Raw genomic sequence first — 17,488 nt, forward strand, 5'->3', positions numbered from 1 at the left:
GGAGCGGATGGGATGAGCATTCTGGTTCTCGCCGAATACCACGACGGACAGCTCGCTGCCGGTACCGCCCACGTCGTGGGTGCAGCCCGGGCGATCGGCGGCGATATCGATATCCTGGTCGCGGGCGACGATATCGCCGGCGTTGCCGAAGCGGCCGCCAGGCTCGACGGCGTCTCGCGCGTCCGCGTGGCCGACGCCCCGGTATACGCCCACCAGTTGGCCGAGCCGCTGGCGGATCTGCTGGTCCAGCTCGCCGACGACTACAGCCACGTGCTGGCCGCGGCCTCCACGGATGGCAAGAACGTGCTGCCACGCGTCGCCGCGCTCAAGGACGTCTCCCAGATCTCCGAGATTTTGAGCGTCGAGAGTGCCGATACCTTCAAGCGGCCGATCTATGCCGGCAACGCCATCGCCACGGTGCAATCCCGCGATCCGCTCAAGGTCATCACGGTGCGCACCACGGCGTTCGAGCCGGTGGCCGACGGCGCCGCCGCTCCCGTCGAAGCCCTGGATATCGTGGTCTCCAGCACGCTGTCGCGTTTCATTGGCGAGGAGCTGGCCCAGAACGAACGTCCGGAGCTGGGTGGCGCGCGCGTCGTCATTTCCGGCGGTCGCGGGATGGGCAATGGCGACAACTTCAAGCTTCTCGACGGCATCGCCGACAAGCTGGGTGCGGCGATTGGTGCCTCCCGCGCCGCCGTCGACGCCGGCTTCGTGCCCAACGACATGCAGGTCGGACAGACCGGCAAGATCGTTGCCCCCGATCTCTATATCGCCGTGGGGATCAGCGGCGCGATCCAGCATCTGGCCGGGATGAAGGACTCCAAGGTGATCGTGGCGATCAACAAGGACGACGAGGCGCCGATCTTCCAGGTGGCGGACTATGGCCTGGTGGGCGACCTGTTCGAGATCCTGCCCGAGCTGGAGCAGAAGCTGTAGAAAATCGGGATTTTCCAGGTGGCGCTCTCGCAGGTCCCCGGCCTGGCCGGTGACCTGTTCGAGATCCTGCCCGAGCTGGAACAGAAGCTGTAGTCCCGTCGCCGTGGAACCGCGGTGGTGAAGAAGCCGATGCCCGATGGCATCGGCTTTTTCGTGTCCGGGGATCGGGCGCCGTGTTCAGGAAGCCTTGCCTCAGCGCCAGCGAAGGGCGTCGCTGAGAGGGTGGCGGCGTGCATGCGGATTGATAATTGTTCTTGTTTGTATTAGCGTGTCGCGTCGAATTCAACGTCGTCATCCCGCCGACCCGGCGGCGCTCTTCACCGCCTCGTCGTTACGGCTCATCCGCAAGGAGATAGCGTGGTGCTTCATTTCCCGCGAAGAACGAGTGGGTATGTATCGGCCCTTTGCCTCGCAGCCATCGGCGTGAGCGCGTCCAGCACGATACTTGCCCAGGATTCGCTCAGTCAGGCCAGTATCCAGGCACAGCAGACCCAGGCCGAGCTCCAGCAGCGCATCGACGAGGCCGATGACGCCACGCGCGAGGCGCTGCAGCGCTTGCGGCAGGCCGGCCAGCAGGCCGATCGGCTGGAGAGCTACAATGCCGAACTGGCGCCAATCGTCGACAACCAGGCCAAGCGGATTGCTTCTGAAAAGCAGGCGCTCACGCAGATTTCCGTGACTCGCGAGGCGCTGCCGGGAGAGATGCGCCAGATGGTCGGACAACTGCGAGAGATGATCGAAGCGGATATGCCGTTCCTGCGTGACGAGCGTCTGGCGCGCGTCGACGATCTGGAGCAGATGCTTTCCCGCGATGACGCCTCCCAGGCCGACAAGCTACAGCGTATCTTTTCCGCCTGGCGCGCCGAGCTGGCCTATGGGCGCGAGATGGACCAATGGAGCGGACCGCTCGAGGGCGTACAATCCGATGCCGCCAGCCAGGGTAGCCAAATGGCGAGGGAAGTCGATTACTTGCGCGTTGGCCGCACCGGCTGGTACTACGTCACCCCGGACGATCGCGCCGGCGGTGTCTGGAGTGTCGCCGACGGCGAGTGGGAAGCGCTGAACGGCGATCAGATCGGCGAGGTTCGCCGTGGCATTCGAATCGCTCAGGACCAGAGCGCGCCGGCCCTGTTGCATCTGCCGGCATCGCTGGTAGTCGGCGCGGGGCGGTCAGCGACGGAGGGCCGGTCATGAGCCGTCATTCATGGTGGTTGGCGCTGCCGATCGCGGCGATCACGCTGTTTTCCGGCACCGTCAGTGCACAATCCGGCGCCACGGCAAGCGACGATGCGACGAGTGACACGTCGGCCTCTATGCAGCAGGTACTCGACAGGTTCCGTGCCGACAGCCAAGCTGCCGAGCAGCGCGACAACCAGCGGCTGGAAGCGCTGCTGGACGATCGTCAGGCGCTGCAACAGGCGGTTAGCGATGCCGAGCAGCGGTTACAGCAGGCACAGGTCCGACGGGAAGAGCTGGAAGCGCGCCGGTCCGACCAGCAGCAGCAGTTGGCCGATCTTCGCCAGCAGCGTAAGCAGGATGCCGGCGATATCGGCGATGTCTCCGGGATCGTCAAGCAACAGGCCAGCGAGCTTCGGGACGCCCTCGCCGAGAGCTGGCTGACCGTTGGCGGCGATGCGGCGTTGCCGCCGCGTCTCGACGATCGTGGGCTCGTCGATCTGCAGACTTTCGAACGAGTACGCCGGGACCTGGCGGGGCTGATCGTGGAGAGCGGGCGCGGGGTGCGTTTCCAGGCACCTGTCGCGGGTCAGGATGGCGACGTGAGCCAGCGTGAAGTCGTGCGTCTGGGCGATACCGTCGCCTTCAGCGATGGCAATCTGCTGCAGCGCATGGGCGACGACGGACGCCTCGCCGTGTTCGCGGCGACGCCGGGCGACGCCCGGCAGGCGTTGCGGGCGTTCCAGCAGGGCGAGGGCAACCAGATCGTGATCGACCCCACCGACGGTGACGTGCTCGAGGCGCTATCTCAGCAGCCCACGCTGTGGCAGCGCTTCCAGCAGGGTGGCTACGTTGGCTACGTGATCGTGGCGCTGGGACTCGTCGGGCTGCTGGTGGCGCTGGTCCAGTACGCCTATCTGCTTCGGGTCAGCGCGAAAATGCGCCGCCAGACGCAGAACCCGGAGACGCTGCATGACGACAACCCGTTGGGCCGGGTGCTCGGACGCTTCGCCGCGTTGGGCCGCGATCACGCCCCGGAAGCGCTGGAAGCTCGTCTCGACGAGGCCATGCTGGCGGAGCAGCCACGCCTGGAGCGGGGCCAGCCGATCGTCAAGCTGATCGCGGCGGTGGCCCCGCTGCTGGGGCTGCTGGGCACGGTCACCGGCATGATCGTCACCTTCCAGTCGATCACCGTGTTCGGGACCGGCGATCCGCAACTGATGGCGGGCGGCATCAGCCAGGCCCTGGTGACGACCGTGCTGGGTCTGATCACCGCCGTTCCCCTGCTGTTCGTCAATACGGCGCTGAACAGCCGCAGCCGCCGCCTGATCGGCCTGCTGGAAGGCCGCGCCAGCGCCGTGCTCGCCGAGCATCTCGAAGCCGAAACCGCTGCCGTTGCCCACGCCGAGGAGCGTCGCCATGGTGCTCACGCTTGAGCCGATCCGCTGGCTGATCGGCGCCGGCGGTGAGGTGCTGGTGGTGATCATGCTGGTGGCGATGGCGCTGTTCGCGATGTCGCTGGAGCGGCTGTTCTATTGGCGATTCACCCATCGCCGTGCTCGGCGGGTGCTGATCGAAGCCTGGATTCGGCGTCGCGATCACTCGAGCTGGAGCGCACTGACACTACGCGAAGTGTGGACGAGCGAACTGATTGCCCGGCTGCGCCTACCGGTGCCATGGCTCAAGCTGCTCATCGCGATTTGCCCCTTGCTCGGATTGCTAGGGACGGTGACCGGGATGATCCAGGTATTCGACAGCCTGGCGCTGACCGAGAGCAGTCAGGCGCGGGCAATGGCCGATGGCGTTGCCCAGGCCACGTTGCCGACGCTGTGCGGAATGGCGGTCGCCGTGGTCGGTCTGCTGTTCGTCACCCGTCTGGAACAGATCATTCGGCGCGAGGATCAGCGGCTGCACGACCGCATGGCCCGCGCCGTGGAGGACTCTCATGCGTAGGCGCCGCTTGCGGGAAGCGAATGATGATTCGACCGGCATCGACCTGACGCCGATGCTGGATGTTGTCTTCATCATGCTGATCTTCTTCATCGTCACCACCAGCTTCATCAAGGAAAGTGGCGTCGAGATTCAGCGGCCCGAGTCCAGCGAGGCGACGGCGCGGCAGGACACCCAGGTGTTGGTTGCGATCACGGGCGAGGGTGCGGTGTGGGTCGATGGCGAGGCCGTGGATGCTCATCGCGTCGGTGCGCGCGTTGCGCAACTGGTCTCCGGTGATGGTAGCGTCGTGGTGCAGGCCGACAAGAACTCGACCACCGGGCTGTTGATTCAGGTGATGGATCGCATTCATCAAGCTGGGGTCGACAACGTTGCCGTAGCCGCCAATCGGGACGCCGGCTGATGCGCAGATTGGCCGGTCTGGTGGGCGGCGCGATGCTGGCGTTGCTATTGTTCTATCTACTGGCGCTGCTGGTGGCACCGCCGGCACCGGATCGTACCCAGATCGTCACGCCCATGGCGATTTCGATGGTCGACGCCCCGCAGCAGGACCAGACGCAGCCGACGCCGACATCACCCTCGTTACCGCCGCCCAGTGCGCCACCGCCGCCGCCCGCGGCAGCGCCGCCACCCGCAGCCGAAGCGCCCAGCCCGGTGGAGATTCCAGAGCCGCAGACGCCGCCGATGCAGACGCCGGACGTCACGCTGGACGAGACGCTGCCCGAGCTGAGCGAAGCACGGCCCGAACCGGAACCTCGCCCCGAGCCGGAACCCCGGCCGACGCAGGAAACGGTTGCTGAAACCGCGCCGCAGCCGGAAGCCACACCCGAGGCGGCGGATGGGCCGCCGCAGCCGAATCCGGCGCCGCAGCAACCGCCCCGAGGCACCCAGGCTTCGCCACGTGACGTCGGTCAGTTGCAGCCGACCAGTCGGGTCAATCCGACCTACCCGATGCGCGCGCGTCGTCGCGGCATGGAGGGCTATGTCGAGGTCAGCTTCATCATTCAACCGGATGGGCGTGTCGATACCGGCAGCTTGCGCGTGATCGATGCCGACCCGGCCAATGTCTTCGATCGAGCGGTGGAAGAGGCTGTATCGCAGTGGCGGTTCCCGCCGGCCGACGACGTACGGCGCGCCACCCAGCGTATCCAGTTCCAGTTGGAGGGCTGATGATGAGTTCGACGACGGTTCGCCGGCTGGGCAAGCGTTGCCTGGTGCTGGTGGCAGCGGGCCTGATCGGCTTCGGCGGCGTTCCGCTGGCGCAGGCGGAGGGGCCGGGGCTGCGTCCGGACATGATTCGAACGCTGCAGTCCATGCAATCTCAGCTCGAGGCCGGCGACGATGCTGCCGTGGCCTCGCGTGCGGCGGCATCCGCCTCGCGTCTTGAAGGCGGTAACGCCGCCGACCGCTGGGCGCGGGCGCTATTCCTGCAACTGACCGCCACGGCCAATGCCAGTCGGGATAACGACGCCGTGGCGGCGGATCAATTTGCCGAGGCGCGGCGAATCGACGGCGTCCCTGATGCTCGCCGGCTCTCCTGGCTGCAGCAGGAAGCGCGTCTCCGGCTCCGCGCCGGCCAGACGCGGCAGGGCGCGGACCTGCTGACCGACTGGATCGAGCGCAGCGGCGGTGGCGATGCCTCGCGCTGGCTGCTGGTCCAGGCGCGGGCGTCGCTCGATGACTGGAGCGCGGCCAGCCAGTCTCTCGATCGCCTGCGGGAATCCGGAACCGAAGGCTGGAGCTCGTCGCAGCGTCAACTGGCGAGCACGGTCTATCAGCAGAGTGGGCGTTTTGACGACGCCCTGGCGCTACTGGGCAATGACCAGGATTCGCCGGACGTCTGGCGCCGCGCCGCGGGCCTGGCCCAGCAAGCCGGCGATAGCGGCCGGGCCGCGGCGATCTGGGAGAGCGGCTGGCGCCGTGGCGTGCTGGTCACGAAAGATGATCTGCGGCAACTGGCCAAGTTGCATATCGCCGGCGGTACGCCTGCCCGTGCCGCCGAGCATCTGGCACAGTGGCTGGAGGACGGTCGGCTGGAAACCAATGCCGACAACCTGAAGCTCCTGGCGCAGGCCTGGATGGCGGCACGCAGCCACGACGAGGCACTGTCGGCCTGGCGGGCGCTGGCGGAGCGGACTGGCCGCGGGCAGGACTGGCAACAGCTGGCGGAGATCGCTTACGGCTGGGGCGAATGGCAAGCGACACTGGATGCGCTCTCCAGCCTGCGTCAGTCGGGCGGCGAGGTGTCGGGCCGGGACTGGCTGCTACAGGGAATCGCGGCCGCCCAGCTCGATCGGCGTGACGTGGCGCGGGAGGCCTTTCGTCAGGCCAGGGCCGCCGGCGTCGAGCAGGCGCAGCAGTGGCTGGATTCCCTGGGCTGAACGACGGCGTCCCGGCGGCGACGCCCCGGGATCCGAGGCGCCGTCTCTGCTGCCGGCTCAATTCGGATCGACATCGACTCAGTCGAGGTCGAACTCGCTCCACACCGGGGCGTGATCGGAAGGCCTTTCCATGCCGCGCAGGTCGTAGTCGATCCCGGACCGCCGAGTGGCACTCGCCAACGGCTCGGTCACCAGGATGTAGTCGATCCGCAGTCCGCGCTTGGGCTCACGGTCGAAGCCCTTGGAACGGTAGTCGAACCAACTGAAAAAATCGGTGCTGTCGGGATGGCAGTGCCGGTAGCTGTCCTCCAGTCCCCACGCCTTCAAGCGTGCAAGCCATTCGCGCTCCTCCGGCTGGAAGCTGGTCTTGCCCTCGCGTAGCCAGCGCTTGCGGTTCTCTTCGCCGATGCCGATGTCGATATCCGCCGGCGAGATATTGAAATCCCCCATGATCGCGACGCGTTCCGAAGGCGCGTGCCGCGTTTCGAGAAGCGTGTTGAGACCGGCGTAGAACGCCCGCTTGTTGGGGTACTTGGTAGGGTGAGCGATATTCTCGCCCTGGGGAAAGTAACCGTTCCACACTGTCAGCGGTTTACCATCATCCATGTCGAGCGTCACCCCGATCAGGCGGCGCTGCGCCTCCTCACCATCGTCCGGCAACCCGTAGTGAACGGACTCCGGCGCGGACCTGGTCAGCATGGCGACCCCGTAGTGGCCTTTCTGGCCATGAAAATGGACGTGATAGCCCATGGCCTCCACGGCTTCCCTGGGAAACTCGCTGTCCTGAACCTTGGTCTCCTGCAGGCCGATGACATCCGGCGCGTGTGTCGCGATCAGCGCCTCGAGCTGGTGCAGCCGCGCACGGATGCCGTTGATGTTGAAAGAAACCAGGCGCATCAGTCGGAATCCTTGTCGTCGTTGGAGGGCTTGTGCAGGGGGAGTGGCGGGGCGCTCTGACGTTGGCGCTTGCGCTCGGCCTGCAACTTGCGCTGCTGGGTCTTCTTGTCGACATAGCGACGCGACGGCGCGACTTCATCGGGGTTGTCATGGCGCCAGCGGCGGTAATCCTTGCGCTTGCCGGTGCGGATCGTCACCTTGTCGGCCAGCGACCTGGTCTTTTTTCTGCGAGTCATGCGCGTGACCTATGAGTTTCTTGCCTGGTACTTGAGAGCGGGATATTGCCGCGTAGTCTAACAGCCAGCGAAGCGCCTGCCATCGATTACCCGGGCGGGATCGGTCAACTCGGAGCTCCAAGGTTGGACGATATCGATCAACTGGGCTCGCGACGTTGGCGGGCGAGGCTGGTACAATACCGTCGGCTCGCGCCGGGTGATCTCTGCGCGAGATCGTCACTCGTCGCGTCGAGGATCCGTCTTGCAGGGCGTGGATGCCCGCCGCGCCGATCATGGTGCTTCCGGCCACCGGTATGGATAGCGCCAGCCTTCGCGAGTCAAACCGTCAATCGATTTCGGACATTCGTCATAACTATGAGTGAGTCTGACAACACCCAGGCCCCGGCACAGAACCGCAGACCCAAGCGGCGTCGGCGCAAGCCACGTAAATCGCAGTCGCGGAACACTTCAGGCTGGTCGCTAAAGCAGTTTCAGGTCGAGCCCGTTGCCGGACGCTGGCGATTCCACGATTTCGACCTGCCGAATCCGCTGATGCGCGCGATCCAGGCCGAAGGCTTCGAGTACTGCACGCCAATCCAGGCCGAGGCGCTGATGCACACGCTGCTCGGTGGCGACGTCGTCGGCAAGGCGCAGACCGGCACCGGCAAGACCGCCGCATTCCTGATCTCGATGCTGGCCTACTTCCTGGAAGAGGAATCGCCGGATGGCCAGAAGCCAGGGACGCCGCGTGCCCTGATCGTCGCGCCGACCCGTGAGCTGGCGCTGCAGATCGAGAAGGACGCCAAGGCGCTGTCCCGTTTCACGTCACTGCACGTGGCGAGCGTTGTCGGCGGCATGGACTACCAGAAGCAGCGCGACCAGCTGAGCAAGAACCTGGACATTCTGGTGGCCACCCCGGGGCGCCTGCTCGACTTCCAGCAGAAGCGGGACATCGACCTGTCCCAGGTCGAGGTTCTGGTCCTGGACGAGGCCGACCGCATGCTGTCGATGGGCTTCATTCCGGACGTCAAGCGCATCATCCGCTACACGCCCAAGCGCGAGGAGCGCCAGACCTTCCTGTTCTCGGCGACCTTCACGCCGGATATTCTCAGTCTCTCGGAGCAGTGGACGCAGAGTCCCGCTCACGTCGAGATCGAGGTGACCCACGACAACGCCGCCAACATCGACCAGCGCGTCTATCTGGTCAGCGACAGCGAAAAGCGCAAGCTGCTGTTCAACCTGGTCAATCAGGAAGCGATGGAGCGGGTGATCGTGTTCGGCAACCGTCGCGATCTGGTGCGCGAGCTGGATCAGTTGCTGCGCGACCAGGGCATCAACGCCGCCATGCTCTCCGGCGACGTGCCCCAGAACCAGCGCATCAAGACACTCGAGCGCTTTCGCGAGGGTGACGTCACCGTACTGGTGGCCACCGATGTCGCCGGACGCGGGATTCACATCGAGGACGTCAGCCACGTAATCAACTTCACGCTGCCGGAAGATCCCGAGGATTACGTCCACCGTATCGGTCGGACCGGTCGTGCCGGCGCCAAGGGCGTGTCGATCAGCTTCGTCGGCGAGGAAGACGCCTTCTCGCTGCCCGAGATCGAAAACTACATCAACGGCAAGCTCCCCTGCGAGCATCCGCCCGAGTCCATGCTGTCGTGAGCCGGCGGCGCCGGTCGGCTGGTGCTGCGGTTCAATCGATGGTGTTGGACGACCTGATCGTCTCGTGGCAGTCGCCCGCCGCCGGTGGGCGATCTCATCTCCGATAGTCCGCCCGGAAAGCGCATGCTCGACGAATCCCTCAAGCAGGAAATCCAGGAGGCTTACCGGCGCGTGCTCGAAGGGCTGGAGCTCACGCCGCGCTACGGCCAGCGCCTGATGATCGCGGAGATCGCGCGCACGCTGGCGTCGATCGAGCGGGACGAGCAGGGGCGCCGGACCTCCAACGAACACGTCTGCGTGCTGGAAGCGGGTACCGGAACCGGCAAGACCCTCGCCTATCTGCTGGCGGCGCTGCCGGTGGCCAAGGCCCGTGGCAAGCGGCTGGTCATCGCCACTGCCACGGTGGCGCTGCAGGAGCAGGTGCTCAATCAGGACCTGCCGATGCTCAAGGCCCACAGCGGCCTCGACTTCGAGTACGCGCTGGCCAAGGGCCGCGGCCGTTACCTGTGCGTGGCCAAGCTGGATCAGGCGCTGGAAGGCGTAGAGCCCAATCCGACGCTGTCGCTGTTCGAGCAGACCATCGCCACCGATGCGGGCGGCGACTTTCCGCAGTTGATCCAGGAGATGGCCGATACCTACGCTTCCGGCAACTGGGAAGGGGATCGGGACAGCTGGCCGGTCGCCATCGACGACCGGGACTGGCGTCGGCTGACCGTGGACCACCGCCAGTGCACCAACCGCCGCTGCGGGCATTTCGGGGCCTGCGCCTATTTTCGCTCGCGCCGGCATCTCGAGCAGGCCGACATTATCGTCGCCAACCATGACCTGGTGCTGGCGGATCTCGCGCTGGGTGGGGGAATGGTGCTGCCGTCGCCCAAGGACTGCATCTATGTCTTCGACGAGGGACATCACCTGCCGGACAAGGCGCTGGATCACTTCTATCACCGCTTCGGTATCAATAGCACCTTGCGCTGGCTGCGCACGCTGAAGAAGTCGCTGACCGAATTGAACACCGCGTTGGGCGCCCAGCCCACGCTGGCGCGACTGCTGGCGGCGTTCCCCGAGCGGATCGCCGCGCTGGAACCTCGGCTGGGTGACGCTTATGCCATGGGGCACCAGATCGCCGGGCTGAGCGCGGGTGCCGGCGACGAAACCCAGCATTTTCGCTTTCCCAACGGTCGCGCGCCCGAACCACTGGTCGAGCTCGCCCAGCAACTGGTCATTCCGTTTGCCGAGCTGTCGCGGGATCTCGAGACCATGAGCGATATTCTGCGCGAGAGCCTGGACCCGGATAAATCGACCGGGCTGCCCAAGGAGCAGGCCGAGCCCTGGCTGCCGCTGACGGCGCTGCTCCATGGGCGCGCCCTGGAGGCTCACTCGCTGTGGTCCGCCATGGCCAAGCCGGATCCGGAGGGACAGGCACCGCAGGCGCGCTGGCTGACGTTCCAGAGCTTCGCTGGAGAACCGGAGCTCACCTTTTCGGCCAGCCCGGTATCGGCGGCGGAAACCCTGGCCCGCCATCTGTGGGGGAGCTGCTATGGCGCGGTGGTGACGTCTGCCACGCTGACGGCGCTCAATCGCTTCGAACGACTTCAGGAGCGGGCGGGGTTGGCCAACCGTTACCGCTACCAACGCCTGCCAAGCCCGTTCGACTATTCCCGCGCGATTCTCAGCGTGCCGCGAGAGGCCGTCGAGCCGGGGGATGCCATGGTCCACGATCGCTCGATCGTCCAGTTCATCGAAGGCCTGGGTGACGATGAAGCGGTACTGGTGCTGTTTTCGTCACGCAAGCAGCTGCGCAGTGTCGCCGATGCGCTGGAGGAGCCGTGGGCCTCGCGGCTGCTCTCCCAGGATCGATTGCCCAAAAGAGAGCTGCTGGAGCGCCATCGCGTTGCCGTCGACGCGGGCAAGGGTAGCCTGATCTTCGGTCTGGCGAGCTTCGCCGAGGGGATCGACCTGCCGGGGCGTTATCTGACCCACGTGGTGATCACCCGGCTGCCATTCTCGGTGCCGGACGATCCGGTCGGCGCCACGCTGGCCGAATGGATCGAAAGCCAGGGCGGCAACCCGTTCATGCGGATTTCGGTACCGGATGCGTCGATCAAGCTGGTGCAGGCGTGCGGGCGGCTGATCCGCAAGGAGAACGACAGCGGCCGCATCTCGCTGCTGGACCGGCGCGTGCTGACGCGTCGCTACGGCAAGGCGTTGCTGGATGCGCTACCACCGTTTCGACGTCAGATCGACGGGGTGGAAGCGGGCGAGCCGGTCCGGAACTGATCGCTGAGCGAGGCCTCTTCGCCGTTGTGAAAACGCCCGATGCTGGAACCAGCATCGGGCGTTTTCCCTTATCGACCCTTGCGAGTTGATCCGTTATCGATAACGGATCAGTCGCCGGCCTGCAGGCGGTCGCGCAGCGGCGTCTCGAGCTGCTCCGCCATCTGCGTCAGCGTGCGCTCGGTGGTTGGCCAGTCGATGCAGGCGTCGGTGATCGAAACGCCATACTGGAGCTGACTGCGATCCTCTGGCACCTTCTGGCTGCCCCAGCCGATGTTCGACTCGATCATCAGCCCAATGATCGAGCGGTTGCCGTCGAGAATCTGGTGGGTCACGTTCTCCATCACCAACGGCTGCAGCGCTGGATCTTTGTTGGAGTTGGCGTGCGAGCAGTCGACCATCAGGTTGGCCTTCAGGCCCGCCTTGTGTAGTTCCTGCTCGGCGAGGGTGACGCTGACGCTGTCGTAGTTGGGCTTGCCGTTGCCGCCCCGCAGCACGACGTGGCCGTAGGCGTTGCCACGGGTGCGAATCACCGCGACCTGGCCTGCCTGGTCGATACCCAGGAAATTGTGCGGGCTGGCCACCGACTGCAACGCGTTGACGGCCACATCGAGGCTGCCGTCGGTACCGTTCTTGAATCCGACGGGGCCGGAGAGGCCGGAGGCCATCTCGCGATGAGTCTGGGATTCGGTGGTGCGGGCACCCACCGCGGACCAACTGATGCAGTCCTGCAGATATTGCGGCGAGATGGGATCCAGCGCCTCGGTGGCCAGCGGCAGTCCGATCTCGGCCAGGTCCACCAGCAGCCGGCGGGCGATATGTAGGCCTTCCTCGATCTCGAACGAGTCGTTGAGGTGCGGATCGTTGATCAGACCTTTCCAGCCCACCGTGGTACGGGGTTTCTCGAAGTAGACGCGCATCACGATGTAGAGGCTGTCGCTGACCGCATCGGCCAGCTTGCGTAGGCGCCTGGCGTAGTCGCGGGCCGCATCCGGGTCGTGGATCGAGCAGGGGCCGATGACGACGAGCAGGCGAGGGTCTTCACGATCGAGAATCCGCTGGATGGTCTGGCGGCCTTCGATGACGGTGCGTTCGGCGGATTCCGAAAGTGGAATGTTCTGCTTCAACGCCTCCGGGGTAATCAGGAGATCCTGGGAAAGAACGTTGAGATTGTTGACCTGCTGTTCCGACATGCTGGGTCCCGTTGGCTCTGGTAGTGACTGCTCGTGAAGCGCGTACTATGGAGGTTCAAGGGTACAAAAATCAACTTCGCGAGCCCAGCTGGCGCCGTCTCCCGGGAATCGGGCGGAAAACTGGCGGCTTGATGGGAGAGGCTAAAACGGCAACACTGGGCCGGCTTCGCGTGCTAATCCTTCGTTTCTGTTATAAGTTGCACGCCTGTCACTGAATCGCGAGCCCCAAGGGCTCCAGGTTGGATCATGAGCGTATTGTCTCCCAGTCACCATAGTTGTCACCGTCGTTTTGCTCTGCCGCGTCCTGCCCCCAGTCGTTCGGGGAGGCGTTGAATGGGTGTCCGAGAGACCGATCAACAACTCGTCGAGCGCGCGCAGAAGGGAGATACTCGGGCCTTCGATCTTCTGGTCAAAAAATACCAGCACAAGATTCTCGGGCTGATAAGCCGCTACGTCCAGGACCATTCCGAGGTGCAGGATGTTGCTCAAGAGGCGTTCATCAAGGCGTATCGCGCCTTGGGAAGTTTTCGTGCCGAGAGCGCCTTCTATACTTGGATGTATCGCATCGCCATCAATACGGCGAAGAACTATCTGGTGTCCCGTGGGCGACGGCCGCCCGGCAGCGATCTGGACATCAGCGACGCCGAGATCGTCGATCAGAGCGGGCGACTGTCGGATATCGAGTCACCGGAGGCTGCCATCGCCCGCGACCAGCTCGAGTCTGCCGTGTTCGCGGCGATAGAGCAGTTACCCGACGATTTGCGTACCGCGATCACGTTGCGCGAATTCGATGGCCTCTCCTATGAAGATATCGCCACGATCATGGAGTGCCCGGTGGGCACGGTCCGTTCGCGAATCTTCCGGGCGCGCGAGGCCGTCGATAGGCATATTGAGCCATTGCTGGAACATGGCGCCCAGAATGCTGTCAATGGCTCCTGAGTCCCGCTGGCACCGCTGCTCGGGTGGGTTCGCCCGATCCCGCTCGACGATGGGGTCACGAAAGATGAATCGAAAATGAACTGTTGCCGGTTTCCGTCGTCATAGTGGTGCAGGCGATAGTCAAGGCGTCGTCGACTGGTGACATGACAGGCGATCAAGGGCCGGTGAAGAGGGAGTGGGCTGGCGCGTTGCGGTCTTGCGACTGCGATGACGCGCCTTCAGGTGTTGCCCTGGGTGTCGCCGTCATTCAACACGTGGCAAGCCGCAAGGCGAGTGTGAGGGTGTGACTATGAAGCAGGTACACGAATCGTTCTCCGCATTGATGGACAACGAGGCCGATGAATTCGATCTGAGACGAGTACTCAAGACATTGGATGCCTCGTCGCAGGAATCCGATACCTGGCGTCGATACCATCTGGCGCGTAGCATGATACGGCGCGAGCGCGATGCGATCGTCGATATCGATATTTCCGGCGACGTGATGGCCGCGCTGGTGGACGAACCGGTGCCGGTCCAGGAGCCAGCCGGTCAGCCGGGCAAACGCCACTCCTTCTCCATGATGGGTGGCGCCGCCGTCGCTGCCGCCGTGTCGTTGATGGTGATTACGGGAGTCCAGGTATACAACGGCCAGTTCGGCGGCGACACCACGACGGCTTCCGATGTCGCGACGAGTAGCGGGAATGCCCCTCAGGGCGGAGGCGTGCAGGCCTCGCTGGCCGTCGATGCCGCGCCCAATGACCAGAGCGGTGCGATGCAGGCTTCCATGCAGGCGCCGGTATCAAACGGGTTGCCCTATTCGCTGGATGGCGGCGGCTTGGGTAACGGTAACGGCCTGATGACTGTCGGTGAACAGGTCATGCGGCCGATGTTTCTGTCACCAAATGCCCGCCAGTCGCCCAGCGTCGATCTCGAGCAGGCGCAAACGCTGGAATCCTATCTCGAACGTCACTCGATCGGTGCCGCCTACAGCACGGGTGACAACTGGATGCCGCTACTTCGTACGCCAGGTTCGCTGTCCGCGCAGGCGGATGGGGCTGGAGCCACGGAAGCGCGCTGATGCTTCGGTTTTACCTTGGGGCTGTGGCTATCAGTCTGTTCACGCTGCCGGGCGCCGTGCTGGCGCAGTCGCACGGCGAGGCAAGAGCGGCCACGGAGAGCTTCGACTGTCGCGAGTTGGCCAAAGCGGATGATGACGTCTCTCCCAGGGCGCTGTTCCTGCGAAGCCTCTGGGCCAGCCACTGCTACAACTTCCAGGCCCGCGCCGTACGCATCAGCTACGATGGCGTCAGGACGCTGGCGCTGACCCATCGGGTGGAGAAAGGTGTCGAGACCGAAGTCGCCCGGTTTCTCGACGGCCCGCCCGTCGCGGTCAAGAAGCGGGGCAGCGTGAGCCAGGATTCCAGCCAGGCCGCGCTCGATTTCACGGCTGGGGTCGCACCGGGCGCCCTGACCGCTCAAATCGTCGAACATTACGAACTCCAGCCGATGGAGCTGGAGCGGGTCGCGGGGCGTTCGGCGTGGCGTCTCGATATCGAACCACAGGACGGACTCCGCTACGGTTATCGTCTGTGGCTGGACAGCGAGACATCGCTGCCGTTGAAGCGCGAGATGATCGGTGTCGATGGCCAGATTCTCGAGACCTTTCAGATAACCGACCTGCAGTCACCCTCGCTGTATCCCGAAACGCTCCGCCTGGGCCCCGGTCATCGCCCCGTCGATTCGCCGTGGCAGGCTCAATGGCTGCCGGATGGTTTCACGCCACAGCCGATCCCTCCCGATAGCCCAAGACAGAGTGAGCGCGCCGAGCATCGGATGTACAGCGACGGCTTGACCAGTATCAGTCTGTTCGTCGAACCCCTCGCGGGTGACCAGCACCCGCTGTTGGCCGGGATTCATCGTTTGGGTATTTCCCACGCCGCGGTTCGCCATGTGATCCATCAGGGCAGACCGATGCAGATACTGGTGTTGGGTGAAGCCCCCGCGGAAGTGCTTGCGCGTATCGCCTCGGGAGTGACATGGGACGAGGGGAGCGGCGGCGGCGTCGACCGGGTCGTCGGCGACACGCAGGGGCAGCAGAAGGACGCTAGCGCCGAGACCTCCACTCCCGGTTCCTGAGCCGCCATCCGGTGCCACCAATATCCAGCCCGCGGCGCTTGTCGCCGCAAAGAAACTTTACATCCCGTTGAACTCTTGCCGTCTTTTCTTATCAATGAGAGTGTCGCCGTGTCCTGCCTCCAGGTGCGGCGGGGTTCGATGCGCGAGGTTCTTTCGTGACGTTTACCCCTTGGGCATCGATCTGTTCAACGTGTGGCTCTCCAGAGTCTTTATCCAGTGTTTAGGAGTGTTTAATGGAACGCATGACAAGATGGTTCGCTCCGTGGCTGCTGATGGTCGTCACTCTGCTCGCTTTCCAGACCGCTCAGGCGCGCGAGCTGCCGGATTTCACCGAATTGGTCAAGCAGGCTGCTCCCGGGGTGGTGAATATCTCCACGACCAGCAGTGTCAGCGCACCCGCCGGGCCCTACGGCCAGCAGGATGTTCCCGAGATTTTCCGCCGTTTCTTCGGTGATCAGATGCCGCCGATGCCCGGGATACCGCAGGGCGAGGAGGAGCGCAAGTCGCTGGGTTCGGGATTCGTCATTCGCAAGGATGGCTATATTCTGACCAATGCCCATGTGGTCAAGGATGCCGACGAGATCATGGTCCGGCTCAACGACCGGCGCGAGCTACCCGCCAAGCTGGTGGGCTCCGATGCTCGAACCGACGTGGCGCTCTTGAAGGTCGATGCCAACGATCTGCCCACGCTCAAGATCGGGAATTCGGATGATCTGGAAGCCGGCGAGTGGGTTGCCGCCATCGGTTCGCCATTCGGCTTCGATCACTCGGTAACGGCGGGTATCGTCAGTGCCATCAACAGGACGCTGCCAAGCGAGACCTACGTGCCGTTCATCCAGACCGACGTCGCCATCAACCCGGGTAATTCCGGCGGTCCGCTGTTCAATCTCGACGGCGAAGTCGTTGGTATCAATTCGCAGATCTACACCCGAAGCGGCGGTTTCATGGGGCTCTCCTTCGCTGTTCCGATCAGCGTCGCCATGAACGTCGCCGACCAGTTGCGCACCGAAGGCCATGTCAGCCGTGGCTGGCTGGGTGTGGTGATCCAGCCGGTCTCCAAGGATCTCGCCGAATCGTTCGGGCTCGACGGCACCAGCGGTGCGCTGGTCTCCGATGTCAGCGACGACAGCCCGGCCAAGAAAGCGGGGCTCGAGGCAGGCGACGTCATTTTGAGTGCCAATGGTGCCGATATCGATGACTCCACGACGCTTCCCCGTCTGATCGGCCAGGTGGCACCGGGCGACGAGGTGGAGCTCCAGGTCATGCGCAACGGCGACAAGCGTGAAGTGGACGTTACCGTGGGCGATTGGCCGGAAGAGATGGCTGCCAATGGGGCGCCGTCCTCTCGGTCTGCCGATGATCAAACCAAGCTGGGAATCGCGATCAGCGATCTCAGCGATCAGGAAAAGCAGCAGTTGGATATCGATGAGGGCGCGCTTGTTCGTCGTGTCGATCCGCGCGGCGCGGCGGCCGCAGCCGGGATTCAGCCGGGCGATGTCATCGTCGGCTTCGACCAGAAACCGGTCGAGAGCGCCGATCAACTGATCGACGCGGTCAAGAAGGTGGACGACGATCGCGCCATCCCGGTACGTATCGTGCGCGACGGCAACTCGTTGTTCGTGGCACTGCGCCTGAAGGCCAAGGGCTGACCGGCGTTGGTCGGCAGCCTACGGCTATCCGCCACACGGCCCCGCTTCGGCGGGGCCGTGTGCTTTGGGCTTGTTGCTGTCCTTGCCCCGGTCAT

At 64.6% G+C, this 17,488-nt stretch carries 16 protein-coding genes; 13 read left to right on the forward strand and 3 right to left on the reverse strand.

Going from position 1 to position 17,488, the window contains the following annotated elements; all coding sequences use genetic code 11:
- The first annotated feature begins 12 nt into the window (after positions 1–12).
- The 7 genes from F0A16_RS07265 to F0A16_RS07295 all read left to right on the forward strand — a co-directional run bounded on the left by F0A16_RS07265 (position 13) and on the right by F0A16_RS07295 (position 6,446).
- Positions 13–939, forward strand: coding sequence for an electron transfer flavoprotein subunit alpha/FixB family protein (locus tag F0A16_RS07265; RefSeq protein WP_149434724.1), 927 nt, complete (start codon positions 13–15; stop codon positions 937–939).
- 360 nt (positions 940–1,299) lie between these two features.
- The gene (locus F0A16_RS07270; RefSeq protein WP_275401752.1) at positions 1,300–2,133 is read left to right on the forward strand and encodes a DUF3450 domain-containing protein; all 834 of its coding nucleotides are present in this window, start codon (positions 1,300–1,302) and stop codon (positions 2,131–2,133) included.
- Entirely contained in the window at positions 2,130–3,551 is a 1,422-nt protein-coding gene (locus F0A16_RS07275) for a MotA/TolQ/ExbB proton channel family protein (RefSeq protein ID WP_149434725.1), read from the forward strand. Before F0A16_RS07270 ends, F0A16_RS07275 begins: the two co-directional genes overlap by 4 nt.
- Positions 3,535–4,068, forward strand: a complete 534-nt coding sequence (locus F0A16_RS07280; protein WP_149434726.1) for a MotA/TolQ/ExbB proton channel family protein — start codon at positions 3,535–3,537, stop codon at positions 4,066–4,068. Before F0A16_RS07275 ends, F0A16_RS07280 begins: the two co-directional genes overlap by 17 nt.
- The gene (locus F0A16_RS07285) at positions 4,061–4,468 is read left to right on the forward strand and encodes an ExbD/TolR family protein (protein ID WP_149434727.1); all 408 of its coding nucleotides are present in this window, start codon (positions 4,061–4,063) and stop codon (positions 4,466–4,468) included. The genes F0A16_RS07280 and F0A16_RS07285 overlap by 8 nt, the downstream gene beginning before the upstream one ends.
- Positions 4,468–5,235 carry an energy transducer TonB gene (locus tag F0A16_RS07290; protein WP_149434728.1) on the forward strand — a complete coding sequence of 256 codons (768 nt, stop codon included), beginning with the start codon at positions 4,468–4,470 and terminating at the stop codon, positions 5,233–5,235. Before F0A16_RS07285 ends, F0A16_RS07290 begins: the two co-directional genes overlap by 1 nt.
- On the forward strand, positions 5,235–6,446 hold the full coding sequence (locus tag F0A16_RS07295; protein WP_187775933.1) for a tetratricopeptide repeat protein: 1,212 nt from the start codon (positions 5,235–5,237) through the stop codon (positions 6,444–6,446). Before F0A16_RS07290 ends, F0A16_RS07295 begins: the two co-directional genes overlap by 1 nt.
- 78 nt (positions 6,447–6,524) lie before the next feature.
- Here F0A16_RS07295 and xthA read toward each other — a convergent pair whose 3' ends face one another.
- Positions 6,525–7,343 carry an exodeoxyribonuclease III gene (gene xthA, locus F0A16_RS07300; RefSeq protein ID WP_149434730.1) on the reverse strand — a complete coding sequence of 273 codons (819 nt, stop codon included), beginning with the start codon at positions 7,341–7,343 and terminating at the stop codon, positions 6,525–6,527.
- Positions 7,343–7,579: a hypothetical protein gene (locus tag F0A16_RS07305; protein WP_149434731.1), complete on the reverse strand. Its 237-nt coding sequence runs from the start codon at positions 7,577–7,579 to the stop codon at positions 7,343–7,345. Before F0A16_RS07305 ends, xthA begins: the two co-directional genes overlap by 1 nt.
- 354 nt (positions 7,580–7,933) lie before the next feature.
- Here F0A16_RS07305 and F0A16_RS07310 point away from each other — a divergent pair, with 354 nt between their 5' ends.
- Positions 7,934–9,223, forward strand: a complete 1,290-nt coding sequence (locus F0A16_RS07310) for a DEAD/DEAH box helicase (RefSeq protein WP_149434732.1) — start codon at positions 7,934–7,936, stop codon at positions 9,221–9,223.
- Between the two features lie 123 nt (positions 9,224–9,346).
- Positions 9,347–11,500 (forward strand): ATP-dependent DNA helicase DinG, encoded by a 2,154-nt coding sequence (gene dinG, locus F0A16_RS07315; RefSeq protein ID WP_149434733.1) that lies wholly within the window; start codon positions 9,347–9,349, stop codon positions 11,498–11,500.
- Between the two features lie 107 nt (positions 11,501–11,607).
- On the opposite strand, the gene F0A16_RS07320 is transcribed toward dinG, so the two are convergent.
- Positions 11,608–12,690 (reverse strand): 3-deoxy-7-phosphoheptulonate synthase, encoded by a 1,083-nt coding sequence (locus F0A16_RS07320; RefSeq protein ID WP_149434734.1) that lies wholly within the window; start codon positions 12,688–12,690, stop codon positions 11,608–11,610.
- Between the two features lie 333 nt (positions 12,691–13,023).
- On the opposite strand from F0A16_RS07320, the gene rpoE reads away from it, so the two are divergent.
- The 4 genes from rpoE (at position 13,024) to F0A16_RS07340 (ending at position 17,393) form a co-directional block, all read left to right on the forward strand.
- A complete protein-coding gene (gene rpoE / locus F0A16_RS07325) occupies positions 13,024–13,629 on the forward strand; it encodes an RNA polymerase sigma factor RpoE (RefSeq protein ID WP_149434735.1) in 606 nt (201 codons plus the stop codon).
- Between the two features lie 289 nt (positions 13,630–13,918).
- On the forward strand, positions 13,919–14,686 hold the full coding sequence (locus F0A16_RS07330) for a sigma-E factor negative regulatory protein (protein WP_149434736.1): 768 nt from the start codon (positions 13,919–13,921) through the stop codon (positions 14,684–14,686).
- Complete coding sequence (locus tag F0A16_RS07335; protein WP_149434737.1) at positions 14,686–15,744, forward strand: MucB/RseB C-terminal domain-containing protein; 1,059 nt, start codon at positions 14,686–14,688, stop codon at positions 15,742–15,744. The genes F0A16_RS07330 and F0A16_RS07335 overlap by 1 nt, the downstream gene beginning before the upstream one ends.
- 233 nt (positions 15,745–15,977) lie before the next feature.
- The gene (locus F0A16_RS07340) at positions 15,978–17,393 is read left to right on the forward strand and encodes a DegQ family serine endoprotease (protein WP_149434738.1); all 1,416 of its coding nucleotides are present in this window, start codon (positions 15,978–15,980) and stop codon (positions 17,391–17,393) included.
- The last annotated feature ends 95 nt before the right edge of the window (positions 17,394–17,488 follow it).

The sequence above is a fragment of the Salinicola corii genome (assembly GCF_008298015.1).
GTDB classification, from domain to species: Bacteria; Pseudomonadota; Gammaproteobacteria; order Pseudomonadales; family Halomonadaceae; genus Salinicola; species Salinicola corii.